Here is a 15,960-nt window from a genome sequence, read left to right as displayed (position 1 = left end):
ATTCCCTGATATTATTAATAACCAGATACCACCATTCGATTAAGTCAAATCTTTTTTAACTCTTCCATATCCGCCTTATACATTCTCTCTTTCAGATAACTCACCCAGCCAGCTAGTCTTACTATATCACTAGCTCCAGCTTGTTGCATGGCATTGAATAGACGCTTGAAACGTTCATCATTTTTGGTATTCACAGTTTTTGACACTCTCTTAAGTTGATCCAGCTCAACTGGCAAATCAAAATCAGATAAAGAGATATTAACAGATGCCGCATTATCAACTATAAATCTTTCCATCGCTGGATTGATCTGAATAATGTAATGATGCTTCGAGGGATTAGTATGCCGGTGCAAGATTAACCCACCTATCTTGCAGACAATTTTAAATTCTTTAAGATAATCGACCTCATTTTTGTCTTTATCGATAATACCAACAGCAAAGCGATCCAAAAAATCCTCCTTCATCACCCTTGCAACCTTGCCACAGCCCTTCTGGTGATTGTAACGTACCTTCGGTGGAACTAAAGTTTCAATAAGATTGGTATCTACAAAACATTCGGGGATAACATCTTGATCCATCAAATAAAACTTTCGCTATTAATAAATAAATCCTCCCCGTTCTGAAATACATCATGCAGTTCCTGTTCAGAAAGCTGCTTGACCCTGGTTTCAGCGTCTTTATAGTACACTAAGAAAACGGATAGTTCATTTCGACAGTTTTCCAACAGATCATTTAATATAAAGGGGCTATGAGTGACAACAAGATATTGGTTGTTGGGACTGTAGATCATTTCCTGGGTTATATGTGTCATGTATGGCGGAAATGCATGGGCTTCCGGCTCTTCAAAAAGGAGTACACTATTGCTGTTAGAGGCAATTGCAGCCTTAAAAAAAATAATTCGTTGTAGTGTATCCGAAATTGAATTATAAGGTATCAGGAACATCCCGTCCCTTCCATTGGATTGGATCACTTTAAGCGTTTGACTACTTTTGTCGAAAGCAATATCAAGTCCATATTCTTTAAACATACGAGTAACCTGGCTCTTAAGCTCTGGGTAGTGTTCTATAATTGATAGCAGATTAAAACCGAAAGGAGGGATAAGATATTTACCATGTCCTTTTTTATATACGACATCGGATTTATAAATATATCTTTTGATCGTAGGAGCAAAAGAATAACTTTTTCGGCCTCCTCTTACAACGAATTTCTCATCAACATGGAAATCGAAAAATTCACCTCCGGAAAAATCTGAAACAATATTCAGTCCCTCGCGGGGATGGTACTTTAGCTCAACACCACCGCCATTTGTCCTGATCACTGCATGATCGTCGATATTACCATTGTAGAATAACTCCGCTTCATTTTCCAAACGGATGAGGCTATTTAGTTTCTTTGATGTGTTCTCTCTCAGATACGGTAATGAAAATAATGATAGTGCTTCAATGATATTGGATTTCCCCACATTAGGACGGCCTATAAAAAGGTTGATCCGCTTAAAACCGCGGAGTTCCAAATCTTTGATAGATTTAAAATTGCTGATGAATATATGGTCGATTGCATTTGGCATCATAAGCTAAAATATGACATTTTTCCCTGCTCATAACCAACTTAACAGCGATTACCTATGAAAATCTGTGCATTAAATACCAGGAATTTCATATTATTTGGTGTCGTGTCAAAATAAGAAAAGGGCGCCAGTTGCCTGACGCCCTCTCTCCTTTTTATTCAATCTATTCTCAGTGTGCTTTATCCAACTTATACCCCTTCGCACCAAACCATACCACTACCGCAAAACATATTAACGGCAGTATATACGCCATCTGTATATTCGAATTATCAGAGATCAGTCCCATTAACGGAGGGAAAATAGCCCCACCCACAATAGACATAATGATCAGTGATGATCCAAACTTCGTATCACCTCCCAGGCCTTTAATACCCAGTGAGAAAATAGTAGGGAACATGATGGACATGAAGAATGGTACTGCCAGTACTGTCCATACTGCTATCTGACCTTTGGTGGTCATAGCAATGAGGATCAATACGACATTTATAAGACCATATGTCGTCAGTAACACTTGTGGCTTAATTTTGCGTATCAGAAATGTACCAAAGAAACGTCCTATCATAAAGCCTACGCCTGATGCATAACCTAACATCGCAGCTGCCTCTTTTTCACCAATGCCTGCGGTATATTTTGAAAAACGGATAAAAAATGCATTTACACCTACCTGTCCGCCTATATAAAAGAACATAGCAACTACAGCTGCAATCAGATGACGATGCCTGAATATGCTGCCTTTGGCACCAGCGGTTGCATCTATGCTTGTGTCTTCCTGCTCGGTCACTTCTGGCATTTTGGTAAAAACGAAGAACACCGCTACCAACAGCACTACGATACCAATCACCAAATAGGGAATTTTTACAGTGCCTGCTTCTCCCACCAAATATTGATCTAACGCGGCGGGAGACATACTACTAAGCTGTTCTTTAGTCAGTTCGGTACCTGTCAGAATAAATTTGGAACCTAAAAGAGGTCCTATCACAGCCCCTAAACCGTTGAATGATTGTGCAAGATTTAGACGCTGTGTAGACGTATCCGGATTCCCTAGTACAGACGCGTAGGGATTTGCAGCTGTTTCCAAAAACGTAAGACCAGTAGCGATGATAAACAGCGCCACCAGGAAGAAACTATATTCGCGCGCATTCGCGGCCGGAATAAACAAAAAGGCCCCTAGCGCAAACATAAAAAGTCCACAGATAATCCCTTTCTTATATCCAAACTTCTTCATGACCGCTCCTGCCGGCAATGCCATCAGAAAATAAGCCGCATATATCGCAGAGTCAATAAATGCAGATTGCATATCTGACAACTGACAAGCCTTTTTCAGGTGTGGAATAAGGATAGGGCTCATATTGTGGATCAGCGCCCAGAGAAAAAATAAACTGGTCACCAGTATAAACGGGAACAGGTAACTCTTTTTTGTATCGGTGTTTGCCTTAACTGTGGAAGTGGGCATTGCGGCTCCGGCCATATGTATAATTTATATGATGAAAATTGCTGTTGGCAACTAGCTGATAGACCTGTCGAGGTGTGTATAACCACCGTCTACATATACGATCTGACCAGTGGTGTGAGATGATAAATTGGACAGCAGGAACACAGTCATGTTGGCGATCTCCTCTGAAGTGGTCATACGTTGTTCAAACGGGATCTTTGCTACGATAGAAGCCAGCTTCTCTTTCGGATTTGGTAAAGAGTTGATCCAGGTTTCATACAGCGGCGTCCATACTTCCGCAGGGATCACGGTATTTACACGGATACCATAAGGGATCAGCTCTACCGCCCACTCACGGGTCAGCGCATTGATACCACCTTTGGAAGCAGCATAACCGGAAGTGTTTCCCTGACCTGTATCTGCTACTTTAGAACCGATGTTAACGATATTACCTTTCGTAGCTTTCAGATGAGGCAACGCATAATGCGCAAGGTTGTAGTAGTGAGAGATGTTCTTCTGCAAAGACGCCATGAACTTCTCCGGACTACCGCTTTCCAGACCACAGCCGTCATTTACGCCTGCGTTGTTCACCAGGCCATCAATGCGGCCGTATTTCTCAACGGTAAAATCGATCACTTTTTTACATGCAGCTGCTTCTCCCAGTTCAGCGGTTACTTCAACGGCTTTGCCGCCGGCAGCAATAATAGCAGCTACTGTTTTATCGTTATCTTCAGTACTTCTGCCTGCAATCACGGTGATCCCGCCTTCTGCAGCGATCAGTTTGGAAATAGCTTCTCCAATACCTTTAGCACCACCTGTAACTATAAATACTTTATCTTTTAATCCGAGATCCATGTGAATCGTTTATTTGTTTTAATTGAACCGGGGTACTACAGACCATAGAATCTGACAGCATTTCCCCCCATGATACCCGCCTTTTCTGTAGTGGAAAGACGGCTGATATAATCAGTAACAATTCCCTTTACCTCTTCGTAACTGGCGGCCAGTTTACATACCGGCCAGTCAGAACCGAACATCAGGCGTTCGGGGCCAAAGGCTTCCAGTACTACATCCAGGAAAGGTCTGAAGTGTACTGCTTCCCAGTTCTGCCAGTCAGCCTCTGTTACTAATCCACTGAGTTTACAATAGACATGCGGATGTTGGGCAACAGCACGCATATGTGTTTCCCACTCCGTAATATCTCCCGTTTTGCAATACGGTTTCGCCATATGATCAATGACTAACCGCTGATCAGGGAATTGCTGTACAAACGCCGCAACAGCGGGCAGTTGTACAGGATACACCAGTATATCGTATGTGAAATTATATTTTGATAGTGCCTGTATACCCTTACAAAAATCATTGCTGAGTATAAAGGCCGGATCAGGCTCTCCCTGGACAATATGCCTGAAACCTTTCAGCTTTTCAAAACGGCTGAAATGTTCCAGTCTTTCAGACAGGTCATCCGAACGAAGATCGACCCATCCTACTACACCTTTAATGAAATTGTGTTGAGCGGCCAGATCAAGTAGAAAGCCGGTTTCAGTTTCCGATTGATCTGCCTGTACAGCAACACAACCATCCACACCATTTTCCTGCAACACAGGATGCAAATGATGTGGTAAAAAATCTTCCTGTATCACTTTCATATCGTCAGTGATCCAGGCGTCTTTTACGGGGTGATATTGCCAGAAATGCTGGTGTGCGTCTATAATCATTATTTCATAACGTTTATCTTCCTTCCTCAGTGATATAAGCTATACTTCCTTTCTGTTTTCTGTTTCCTGTTTACTCAATGTAGTGAAAAGATCTTGTCCATCATCAGCCATTTTTCACCCGGTTTGGCCACCGGTAAAGCTTTCTGATACTTCCACATCAGCTGCTCCCACTCCTGTACTTTAGGATTGGCAGCATCTGCCGCGCCTTTCGCCTCAAAAGAGAAACTTTCGTTCACCTCCATGATCATAAAAAGGCGGTCCATGATGCGATATATTTCCATATTGGTGATACCGCTATCAACGATGCTCTTTTGTATCTCAGGCCATATTTTGCGATGGTACGCTTCATACTCGGCGATCAGGACCGGGTCATTGACCAGGTCCAGCGCCAGACAGTAACGTTTCATAGTAACTATTTATACGCAACAGCCGTTTGTTTCGAGCTGCCTAATCCATCAATACCCAGTTCGATCACATCGCCTGGTTTAATATAAACCTGTGGGTTCATACCCAGCCCTACACCTGCTGGTGTACCGGTAGAGATCACATCGCCCGGAAGCAGTGTCATGAACTGGCTCAGGTAAGATACCAGGAAAGGTATTTTGAAGATCAGGTTAGCAGTGGTACCGTCCTGCATGGTCTTGCCATTTACGGTCAGCCACAGTCGCAGATTATTCACGTCTTTGATTTCGTCCTGCGTAGCCAGCCATGGGCCCAGTGGAGCGAAAGTATCGTTACTCTTTCCTTTTACCCATTGTCCGCCGCGTTCCAGCTGGAAAGCACGTTCACTGTAGTCATTATGCAATGCATAACCCGCTACGTAGTTCAGCGCATCTTTCTCTTCCACATAACTGGCCTTTTTGCCGATCACAACAACAAGTTCCACTTCCCAGTCAGTTTTTTCGCTGTTTCGGGGGATGATCAGATCATCATTTGGGCCTACCAATGCAGATGTACTCTTAAAGAATACAATCGGCTCCGCAGGGATCTGCGCATTGGTTTCCTTCGCATGGTCAGCATAGTTCAACCCGATGCAAATGATCTTGGAAGGCCTTTGTACGCAAGGTCCCAGGCGGGTGCCTGCTGGTACCTGTGCACAGCTGCCGCTGTTCTTTTCCCACCATGCGGCCAGGCGCTGTAAACCATCGGTCTCAAAGAATTTCTCGCCAAAGTCTTCTCCAAATGCACTTACATCGAATGTACCTGCTTCTGTTACTATACCCGGCTTTTCTGCACCTGGTAAACCAAATCTGATCAGTTTCATATTAAAAATTGCTGTTTACTTGTTGCTTTATGTAATGACTGCTTTCGCAGCACATGTTGTTATCTTATTAAATTATTGATCTGCAAATGCCCGCCTTCTACCGCGATCTCTGCTATGGGAGTCAGTTTACCATCATGCTCTAATACAAAAGAACATTGTGCCGGATTATCCGCAGATACAAGGAGGCCCGGTTTAAAACCTTCAGGAACCGGCTGTGAGAAGGTCCTGTTCGCACCGCCGAATTCAGCGTAAACATGTACAGAATCTTTCCTTTCCAGCGGTATAACCCTGACAATAAAGTCTGCGATGATCCTGCCGGATTGCACGTTCTTTTTATAGCTGTCTTCCAGTTTGTTCTTAGCAGATACAGTTACTTTACCCAATCCCATCTTATTCTCTGCAAACTGCCATACACCTGCGGGTGGCGTTCCTACATGGTTGATCTGCAGATATCCCTTGTCATCCACACTTGCGTGATAATAACGGGTCCCATTTTTCTGCTTCAGCACACCAATGTAACAGCTGTTAGGCTTGTCCCATACCAGGCGATACAGGTCCTTCTCTTCAAGGTCCTTCGCCAATGGCAGCTCAAAGCTCTTTTCCTTTGTCTTTCCATCCAGTTCGAAGAGGATCTTGATCTCTGTGGTATCGGTCACGGGAAAGGAGACTGTCACCTTTCCTGCCGCTTTCGCTGGCTGGAAGGCCTCCCCCGCAGAAGAGGTATCTTCTATTTCGTTAGATGATCGTTCCTGTTGCTCGTGGCAGGCAAAGAATAAGGTTGCTGAAAGTAATAGTGGCCAAGCCTTCATGGAATTATACATTAGTTCGGAATTAAGAATGTGAATTACGAATATAACTAATCCGCCATTCGTAACTACATTTTGTAATTCTTAATTATTCAGCCTGATAAATCCACCATCCAGCGGATAATCGCAACCGGTGATAAAACCTGCTTCATCAGCGCACAGATACAAAGCCAGTGTGCCCACCTCATCCGGTTTCGCCATACGGCCTATCGGCTGTGTCTTAGACAGTTTATCGAACATTTCCTGCTCTTTGCCAGGGTAGTTCTTTGCAATGAACCCGTCAACAAATGGCGTATGCACACGCGCCGGAGATACACAGTTGCAACGGATGCCATCCTGGATATAATCTTTCGCTACAGAAAGGGTCATGGTCAATACCGCTCCTTTACTCATAGAGTAGGCGAACCTGTCAGGAATACCCACACTGGATGCGATAGACGCGATGTTCAGGATCACACCGCTTTTCTGCTCCTTCATTTGTTTTATAACTGCATACATACAGTTGTATGTACCTTTAACATTCACATTATATACCCTGTCCAGATCTTCTTCCGTAGTGGTTTCCAGCTTGCCTACATGTGCGATGCCCGCACAGTTCACCAGGATGTCAATACGTCCTGCGGCCGCTATGATCTTATCCATAGTGGCTACTACGGATGATTGCTGGGCAACATTACAGCCATGCACCTGCGCCTTCCCTCCTGCTGCAGCGATGTCTGTCGCTGTTTGCTTTCCTCCGTCCTCGTTCAGCTCAAGGATGTGCACATTGGCACCCTGTGCTGCAAATACCTTCGCAATTGCCTGTCCTATGCCGCTGCCACCGCCGGTGATCACAGCCACTTTGTTGTCTAATCTAAACAGGTTCATAATTTGTCTTATTTAAGGGTTCTAAAATAACCCTTTTCACAAGGTAAAAGCTATCCTTTTTTACCAGTAATTTGTACTTTATTACCATATTTATGAATATTTAAATAAAAAACGGTTGAAAATCAATTATAGGATTACCCTAAAGGCGGCTATTTTAGTCTTATATGTCACCTTGACAAATAATATTTACTCAGCATATGCACAAAAGATCCCGCTGAATAAATATGACTTGCCCGTGGTCAATACGGTTACATTATATAAGGAACTCGTAGCCGCTGACAGTAACCAGGCATTTGTAGATGTTACGGCTTATATTCCTAACATCCGCAAGGATGTCCGTTATGCCACCGCCAATAATTTCACACACCAGGTATTGTACCCCTATGCTGCCGTATACCTGCGGTTGCCCGCAGCTAAAGCTTTAAAGGCTGTGCAAACTGAATTAAATAAAAAGGGATTGGGCCTACTGATATTTGACGGCTATCGTCCTTATAGTGTGACAGAGAAGATGTGGGAGATCGTTCCGGACGACCGTTATGCAGCCGATCCTCATGCAGGTTCCGGACATAACCGTGGTGCTGCAGTAGACCTCACCATTATAGACTTGCATACCGGGAAGCCCCTTCCCATGCCGACAGGTTACGACGACTTCACAGAAAAGGCCCATCACGATTATGCAGAACCTGATTCCACAGTAGCAGCCAACAGAGCCTTGTTACGCAGTATTATGGAGCAGCATGGCTTTGCACCACTATATACTGAATGGTGGCATTATTTTCTGAAAGATCACAAACGGTACCCATTGATGAACATCTCTTTTAAGGATATCAAATAAAAAATGCCCTGTCGGTCGACAGGGCACTTACATTCATATCAATGGTGCTTAATAGATCTTGTTCAGTGTATCTACATATGCATGTATAGAGGCATTCACAATGTCGGTGGAATAACCATAGCCATAATAAGACTGGCCATTGTGTTTCACACGCATGTTCACTTTGCTCACATCTTTACTACCACCACGCATAGACTGGATATTGAATTCATCAATATCTATTTCGTCTTTGATGATCTCGTGAATAGCATTGATAGCTGCGTCTACAGGACCATTACCTGCGGAACTTGCTTCTTTCTCTTCACCGTTGATCTTCAGTTTCACAGTAGCCATCGGGCGTAGCGGATCTCCACATACTACCTGCAGCAATGTAACTTTGATCGCTTTATCATCATAGTTCTTATCATCACCATCCCCCATCAGCTCCTGCAAGTCAGCATCGTTAATGTCCTTCTTCTGATCGGCCATTACGAGGAAGCGTTGATATACTTCATCCAGGTTTATCTTGTCCAGTTTATAACCAAGACGTTCCAGGTGATGCTTGAGCGCATGACGGCCACTACGTGCTGTCAGGATGATAGAGTTAGAAGGTATACCTACATCCTCAGGATTCAGGATCTCATAGTTCTCACGATGTTTCAACACACCATCCTGGTGAATACCGGAACTGTGAGCGAAAGCATTACGGCCAATGATAGCCTTGTTAGCCTGTACAGGCATACGCATCATTGTTTCAACCATGTTGCTGATACCATAGATGCGTTTTGAATTGATACCTGTGTGGTAACCCAGTCCATGATGTGTTTTCAGGATCATCGCCACTTCTTCCAGAGAAGTATTACCTGCACGTTCACCGATACCATTGATAGTACATTCTACCTGGCGTGCGCCGTTCATAACACCTGCGATAGTGTTGGCAGTAGCCAGACCCAGGTCATTATGGCAATGCACGGAGATGATCGCTTTATCAATGTTGGATACATTATCCATCAGGTATTTGATCTTAGCGCCATACTGGTCAGGCAGACAATAACCATTCGTATCAGGAATGTTTACTACGGTTGCACCTGCAGCAATTACCGCTTCGATCATTTTAGCCAGGTATTCGTTATCCGCACGGCCGGCATCTTCTGCATAGAATTCAATATCATCCACATACTTGCGGGCATACTTCACAGCATCTACCGCACGTTTCAGAATGTCTTCGCGGGTACTGTTGAATTTATATTTGATATGCATATCGGATGCCCCGATACCTGTATGGATACGCTTACGTTTCGCAAAGCGGAGCGCTTCAGCAGCAGCATCGATATCCATTGTGTTTGCACGTGTCAACGCACAGATCACCGGTTCGCTTACCGCTTTGGATATTTCAACCACGCTCTGGAAATCGCCGGGGCTGGAAATTGGAAACCCGGCTTCAATAACATCTACTCCCAGCGCTTCCAATTCTTTAGCTACCTCGATCTTTTCAACAGTTGTCAGCTGACAGCCAGGCACCTGTTCACCATCACGGAGAGTAGTATCGAAGACGTATACACGATTTTTATCGCTCATCTTAAATTATTTGTGTTATTGGAGAATTTACTTTAATCAGGCAATTGTGTTGAAAGAACTAGTTCAGATTTTCCAGCACTTTTGCTCCCATTGCATCTGTACCCATTACCAGATGATTTTCCGTATGTTTATTCGCTATATCCATCGTACGGAAGCCTTGTTTCAATGTTGCTTCCACAGCCTTGATCACACGCAATGATTCTGTTTTCAGTCCGAAGGAAATATCCAGCATCAGCGCAGCAGAAAGGATAGATGCCAATGGATTGGCAATGCCCTTACCTGCAATGTCATGCGCGGAACCGTGAATAGGCTCGTAGAAACCAGTGCTGTCGCCTACAGAAGCTGATGCCAGCATACCCATAGAACCTGCGATCTGTGAGGCCTCGTCAGTCAGGATATCGCCAAACAGGTTTGCTGTCAGTACCACATCAAAACGTTTAGGATCTTTCACCAGCTGCATTGCTGCATTGTCAATGAACATATGTTCTGTTTCCACATCGGAATATTCCTTTGCCAGTTCCTGTACCACTTCGCGCCACAGACGGCTTGCTTCCAGCACATTCGCTTTATCCACAGAGCACAGTTTCTTACGACGGCTGCGCGCTGCTTCATATGCTTTACGGGCAATACGTTCTACTTCATAACGATGATAGATCATCAGGTCAGAAGCAGTATTACGGTCTTCTGAACGTTTCTTTTCACCGAAGTACACATCACCGGTCAGCTCACGGAAGAACAGAATATCTGCTCCACGGAGTATTTCCGGTTTAATGCTGGATGCTTCCAGCAATTCATCAAACAACTTAATAGGCCGCAGATTGGCATATAAGCCCAGCTCTTTACGGATCTTCAGCAGCCCTTGTTCAGGACGTACTTTCAGCGTAGGATCGTTGTCATATTTGGCATGACCGATAGCACCAAAGAGGATCGCATCGCTTTTGCGGGCTTTTTCCAATGTTTCGTCAGGCAGCGGATTACCGGTAGCTTCGATCGCAACATGCCCCATTATGCCTTCTTCAAAAACAAAGTTGTGCTTGTAGTTTTCAGCAATTGTTTGTAGTACTTTCTGTCCCCATGCAGTCACCTCTTGTCCGATACCATCACCGGGAATTACCAGTATCTTTTTGTCTACGCCCATTTAGTTTACAGTTGATTTGAATTGATGTTTTACTTCATTGCATACCACAGCGGTCTGCCGTTCCTTCGAAAAGTACGGCGAAACGGCTGAAGTAAAATGTTAAAAATTAAACTCACGGCCGGCTTCGTAGGTCTCGATTTCTTTACGAAGGCTCAACAGGTAGTCAATATCGTCGTAGCCGTTGATAAGACAGGCTTTTTTATAAGGATTGATGTCAAATTTTGCTTCTTCACCAGTAGCAGTGATCTTCAGTGATTGCTTTTCCAGGTCTACTTCCAGTTTGGCAGCAGGATCTTTTTCAATCGCAGAGAAGATCTTGTCCAGGAACTCGTCAGTCACCTGGATAGGCAGGATAAAGTTGTTTAGCGCATTGTTCTTGAAGATGTCAGCAAAGAAGCTGCTGATCACTACTTTGAAACCATAGTCGCCGATAGCCCAGGCAGCGTGCTCACGGGAGGAACCACAACCAAAGTTCTTACCTGCTACCAGGATTTCACCTTTATAGATCGGATTGTTCAGCACAAAGTCCTTCTTAGGCTCATTGTTGCTTTCAAAACGCCAGTCACGGAAAAGATTTTCTCCAAAGCCGTCCCTTGTAGTCGCCTTCAGGAATCGGGCAGGGATGATCTGATCAGTATCAATATTTTCTATCGCAATAGGAACTGCGGTGGAAACCAGGTGTTGAAAATTCTTACTCATTATTTATAGCCTTCCACAGAAGGTCTTTCATTTTACAAGTTAAAGATCCGAATTAATTTTTTCTGCTTTTACACGTAAACGCACATACTTTGAATACCATTTACCATCGCGGAAGTTAGTTGCACGTAATGCTTCCTGTGCCTCCTGCAGGATAGGCAGCCTGTCCTGTTCCGGTACCTGTTCAAAGAAATGTGCTCCGAACATCTGCAGCCATTCAACAATTGCGTTCTCAGGATCTGCCAGTTCAGTTTCACGGTCAAAGTAATGTACCTGGTTCACTCTGAAACCATATTCTTCCAGCAGGGATGTATACTCTCCTACTGAAGGGAAATACCAGAATGCTTTGTAGCTATAGCCCTTGTTCTGCATTGCTTTCTCCAGCGCTCCCATAATGTCGTCTACATTCCCTTTACCTCCCATTTCCAGCACCAGCCGCCCGCCGGGCTTCAGGTGATTCCAGATGCGGTCCAGCGCTTTTTCCTGTTGGCGTACCCAGTGCAGGGTAGCATTAGAGAATACCGCATCAAACTTTTCCGGCAATGAGAAGGAAGTTGCATCCGCCACTTTAAAAGTCACATCCGGAAAATGCTGTTGCGCACTCGCTATCATGCTGGCAGAACTATCCAGTCCTGTCACCTTTGCTCCACTTGCCGCTATCTGCGATGTCAGCTCGCCGGTACCACAGCCCAGGTCCAGGATGTTCTCCCCTTCCTTTGGCTCCAGCCATTCGATCAGGCTATTGCCATGACCAAATACAAAAGCATGTTTTTCCTTATATAATTCTGCGTTCCAGGACATTTTTCAGTGATTATACCAGTTCTCTTACATCTGTTACTTTACCGGTAATTGCTGCTGCTGCTGCTGACAGCGGGCTTGCGAGGAAGGTACGGGCATTAGGTCCCTGACGGCCTTCGAAGTTACGGTTGGAAGTAGAGATACAATACATGCCGGCCGGTACTTTATCTTCGTTCATACCCAGGCATGCAGAGCAACCTGGCTGACGTAAGTTGAAACCTGCTTCTTCAAATATCTTATCGATACCTTCTTTCTTTGCCTGTGCTTCTACCTGTTTGGAACCTGGTACGATCCAAACCACTACATCGTCAGCTTTTTTCTTTCCTTTTACGAAGTCGGCCACCATACGGAGGTCTTCGATACGGGAATTCGTACAGCTACCGATGAACACATAATCCACCTTTTTGCCCAGCAGTTCACTGCCGGCTTCCAGGCCCATATATTCCAGTGATTTTTTGAAAGATGGTTTTTCTTTCTCATCCAGGCTATCCAGTGAAGGGATATGCTGGGTAACACCGATACCCATACCAGGATTAGTACCATAGGTGATCATTGGCTCGATATCGGCTGCATCAAAGGTCAGTACTACATCGAAATTTGCATCAGCATCGGTGTAGAGTGTTTTCCAGTAACCCAGTGCCTTGTCCCAGTCTGCACCTTTAGGCGCAAACTCACGGCCCTTGATATATTCGAAAGTCGTCTCGTCAGGAGCGATCAGACCACCACGTGCACCCATTTCGATACTCATGTTACAGATGGTCATACGGGCTTCCATGCTCAGACTGCGGATGGCCTCACCGGCGTATTCCACAAAGTAGCCGGTAGCACCGGAAGCGGATATTTTAGAGATGATGTACAGGATAATATCCTTCGACACCACACCTTTCTTTAATTTACCGTTCACCTCGATCTTCATACGTTTCGGGCGGTATTGCAGGATACACTGGGTAGCCAGTACCTGTTCCACCTCGGAAGTACCGATACCGAAGGCAATTGCACCAAAAGCACCGTGTGTGCTGGTGTGGCTGTCGCCGCACACGATGGTCATCCCCGGCAGGGTAATACCCAGCTCTGGCCCGATCACGTGTACGATACCCTGATAAGGGTGTCCCAGACCATACAGCTCCACGCCGAATTCGGCAGTATTGGTGGTCAGCATTTCTACCTGTTTACGGCTCAGCGCCTCTTTAATAGGCAGGTGCTGGTCAATAGTGGGTACATTATGGTCTGCCGTAGCCCTGGTTTTAGCAGTACGGAAAACCGGTATGCCCCTTTTACGCAGTCCGTCGAAAGCCTGCGGGCTGGTCACTTCGTGAATAAAATGCGTATTGATGTATACTGCATCCGGAAAGCCGGGTTTGCTAACCACTACATGGCTATCCCAGATCTTGTCAAATAATGTTTTTCCCATCCGTAATTTTACATTTTGTAACGCCTTCTGCCAGGATCATCAGACACAGGCATCGGCGAAATTGATAATTTTGTGCTTCCTTGTTTGGTTTGTACCTTCAAAGCTAATAGTCAAAGGCAATTACCATATAGCTAAATTTGACTTAATTACGATATATAACTACGCCTGACATCGATTATAGTTTTGATTGTCAGTCAATTATAACACATTATTAACGATGTCCAACAACCAGCACGACGCCCTCTTTATATTAATTAAAACACTTACAAAAGCCGAAAAGCGGAATTTCCAACTTGCTTTTAATAAAAATAACACTAAGGAGGACGTTCTCTTCATTCAACTTTTCAATACGCTGGACAAATTAAAGGAGTATGATGAAGAACTGATCCTCAAGAAGATACCCGCTATTAAAAAGCAGCAGCTGAGCAATGTAAAGGCACACCTATACAAGCAATTACTGACCAGCCTCCGCTTGTTATATAAGCAAAAAGACCCACTGATAGACCTGCGGGAACAGTTAGATTACGCGCGTGTGTTATACAGTAAAGGGCTTTATAACCAGAGCCTCAGGATACTTTCCCGGGCTAAAAGCATGGCTATTGAGCAGGAAGAGGTAATGCTAAGCTATGAAATTATAGAATTCGAAAAACAGATCGAGAGCCGGCACATTACCCGAAGCCTGGAAAACCGGGCCGACGAACTGAGTGCCGAATCCCGTCAAATAGAACTGAGACTCAGCAATATAAGCCGTCTGTCCACCCTGGCCCTCCGGATGTACGGCCTATACCTGAAACTGGGCCATGCCCGTGACGCCAAAGACGCAGACATGGTGAAAATGTTCTTCGAACAGGAACTTCCCCCCAACTGTGGTACAGGCATGAGTTTCTATGAGAAGATCCATCTCTACCAGGCTTACAGCTGGTATTATTACATTCTCCAGGACTTTGTCATGTTTTACCGCTACACCCAGAAATGGGTGGACCTGTTCAAGGAATATCCCTCTCTGCAGCGGACGGACGTTGAACTGTACATAAAGGCCATGCACAACCTGCTGACCGCCCACTTTTATACCATGAACCATGAGAAGTTCATGCGGGACCTGGATGAGCTGGAAACCTTCATTACAGATAACCAGGAGGGCTTTAACGAAAATACCAAGACATCGGCCTTCGTGTATGTATATACGGCCCGTATTAACAGGTATTTCCTGGAAGGTACGTTCAGCGATGGATTATCGCTTGTGCCACAACTGGAAACAGAAATAGCCGAGCATCAGCTGAAAATAGACCAGCACCGTGTATTGTTATTCTATTATAAAATAGCCTGTCTGTACTTCGGCAGTGGTGATAATAACAAGGCCATCGATTATCTGAATAAGATCATTCACCTTAGAATAGGAAATTTACGTGCTGATATTCAATGTTTTGCACGCATCCTCCACCTGATAGCCCACTATGAGCTGGAAAATTACAGCCTGGTGGAATATCTTATCAAATCTGTATACCATTTCATTGCCAAGAACAAAGACCTCGGGCAGATGATGGAGGAGATCCTGAAATTTTTACGGCGGAATATTTATGCGCATCCCAAAGCATTACGCAGCGCCTTTGCCGATCTGAAAGAAAGATTGGTACAGTTGTCCCAGAACCCCTACGAACGACGCTCCTTCCTGTACCTGGATATCATTTCCTGGCTGGAAAGCAAGATCGAGGGTATACCTGTTCAGGAGATCATCCGGAGAAAATTTGTCCGTAAGGAAAAGAGGATCTGATACCGCTTAGATACCGCTTAGATACCGCTAATCCTACGTTAATCCTACGTTCATGAACGTAGGATTAACGTAGGATTAGCGGTATCTAAGCGGTATCTAA

16 protein-coding genes are annotated in these 15,960 nt (G+C 44.6%); 2 read left to right on the top strand and 14 right to left on the bottom strand.

The window, feature by feature from the left end:
* Positions 1–44: 44 nt before the first annotated feature.
* From C7475_RS19520 to C7475_RS19480, 9 genes are all read right to left on the bottom strand, one after another.
* A complete protein-coding gene (locus tag C7475_RS19520; RefSeq protein WP_110055081.1) occupies positions 45–578 on the bottom strand; it encodes a hypothetical protein in 534 nt (177 codons plus the stop codon).
* Complete coding sequence (locus C7475_RS19515) at positions 578–1,570, bottom strand: AAA family ATPase (RefSeq protein WP_110055080.1); 993 nt, start codon at positions 1,568–1,570, stop codon at positions 578–580. Before C7475_RS19515 ends, C7475_RS19520 begins: the two co-directional genes overlap by 1 nt.
* Positions 1,571–1,736: 166 nt before the next feature.
* Positions 1,737–3,035, bottom strand: a complete 1,299-nt coding sequence (gene fucP / locus C7475_RS19510) for an L-fucose:H+ symporter permease (RefSeq protein WP_110055079.1) — start codon at positions 3,033–3,035, stop codon at positions 1,737–1,739.
* A 36-nt stretch (positions 3,036–3,071) separates the two neighbouring features.
* Positions 3,072–3,854 carry an SDR family oxidoreductase gene (locus tag C7475_RS19505; RefSeq protein ID WP_110055078.1) on the bottom strand — a complete coding sequence of 261 codons (783 nt, stop codon included), beginning with the start codon at positions 3,852–3,854 and terminating at the stop codon, positions 3,072–3,074.
* Positions 3,855–3,889: 35 nt separating this feature from the next.
* Complete coding sequence (locus C7475_RS19500; RefSeq protein ID WP_110055077.1) at positions 3,890–4,717, bottom strand: amidohydrolase; 828 nt, start codon at positions 4,715–4,717, stop codon at positions 3,890–3,892.
* Positions 4,718–4,791: 74 nt separating this feature from the next.
* Positions 4,792–5,124 carry an L-rhamnose mutarotase gene (locus C7475_RS19495; protein ID WP_110055076.1) on the bottom strand — a complete coding sequence of 111 codons (333 nt, stop codon included), beginning with the start codon at positions 5,122–5,124 and terminating at the stop codon, positions 4,792–4,794.
* A 5-nt stretch (positions 5,125–5,129) separates the two neighbouring features.
* On the bottom strand, positions 5,130–5,981 hold the full coding sequence (locus tag C7475_RS19490) for a fumarylacetoacetate hydrolase family protein (RefSeq protein ID WP_110055075.1): 852 nt from the start codon (positions 5,979–5,981) through the stop codon (positions 5,130–5,132).
* Positions 5,982–6,040: 59 nt separating this feature from the next.
* A complete protein-coding gene (locus C7475_RS19485) occupies positions 6,041–6,790 on the bottom strand; it encodes a hypothetical protein (protein ID WP_146217599.1) in 750 nt (249 codons plus the stop codon).
* Positions 6,791–6,871: 81 nt separating this feature from the next.
* Positions 6,872–7,654: an SDR family NAD(P)-dependent oxidoreductase gene (locus C7475_RS19480; protein WP_199236262.1), complete on the bottom strand. Its 783-nt coding sequence runs from the start codon at positions 7,652–7,654 to the stop codon at positions 6,872–6,874.
* Between the two features lie 172 nt (positions 7,655–7,826).
* Here C7475_RS19480 and C7475_RS19475 point away from each other — a divergent pair, with 172 nt between their 5' ends.
* Positions 7,827–8,489: a M15 family metallopeptidase gene (locus tag C7475_RS19475; RefSeq protein ID WP_199236261.1), complete on the top strand. Its 663-nt coding sequence runs from the start codon at positions 7,827–7,829 to the stop codon at positions 8,487–8,489.
* Between the two features lie 48 nt (positions 8,490–8,537).
* On the opposite strand, the gene C7475_RS19470 is transcribed toward C7475_RS19475, so the two are convergent.
* The 5 genes from C7475_RS19470 to leuC all read right to left on the bottom strand — a co-directional run bounded on the left by C7475_RS19470 (position 8,538) and on the right by leuC (position 14,089).
* Positions 8,538–10,046, bottom strand: a complete 1,509-nt coding sequence (locus C7475_RS19470; RefSeq protein WP_110055073.1) for a 2-isopropylmalate synthase — start codon at positions 10,044–10,046, stop codon at positions 8,538–8,540.
* A 58-nt stretch (positions 10,047–10,104) separates the two neighbouring features.
* Positions 10,105–11,184 (bottom strand): 3-isopropylmalate dehydrogenase, encoded by a 1,080-nt coding sequence (leuB, locus tag C7475_RS19465; protein WP_110055072.1) that lies wholly within the window; start codon positions 11,182–11,184, stop codon positions 10,105–10,107.
* Positions 11,185–11,283: 99 nt separating this feature from the next.
* On the bottom strand, positions 11,284–11,883 hold the full coding sequence (leuD, locus tag C7475_RS19460) for a 3-isopropylmalate dehydratase small subunit (protein WP_110055071.1): 600 nt from the start codon (positions 11,881–11,883) through the stop codon (positions 11,284–11,286).
* Positions 11,884–11,922: 39 nt separating this feature from the next.
* The gene (locus C7475_RS19455; RefSeq protein WP_110055070.1) at positions 11,923–12,681 is read right to left on the bottom strand and encodes a methyltransferase domain-containing protein; all 759 of its coding nucleotides are present in this window, start codon (positions 12,679–12,681) and stop codon (positions 11,923–11,925) included.
* Between the two features lie 10 nt (positions 12,682–12,691).
* Complete coding sequence (leuC, locus tag C7475_RS19450) at positions 12,692–14,089, bottom strand: 3-isopropylmalate dehydratase large subunit (protein WP_110055069.1); 1,398 nt, start codon at positions 14,087–14,089, stop codon at positions 12,692–12,694.
* Positions 14,090–14,306: 217 nt separating this feature from the next.
* Here leuC and C7475_RS19445 point away from each other — a divergent pair, with 217 nt between their 5' ends.
* The gene (locus tag C7475_RS19445) at positions 14,307–15,860 is read left to right on the top strand and encodes a hypothetical protein (RefSeq protein ID WP_110055068.1); all 1,554 of its coding nucleotides are present in this window, start codon (positions 14,307–14,309) and stop codon (positions 15,858–15,860) included.
* Positions 15,861–15,960 lie beyond the last annotated feature (100 nt).

This window comes from Chitinophaga sp. S165 (genome assembly GCF_003182155.1).
Taxonomy (GTDB): Bacteria; Bacteroidota; Bacteroidia; order Chitinophagales; family Chitinophagaceae; genus Chitinophaga.
Note: the sequence above shows the minus strand (reverse complement) of the source record. Positions and strands in the feature narration are given on the sequence as shown.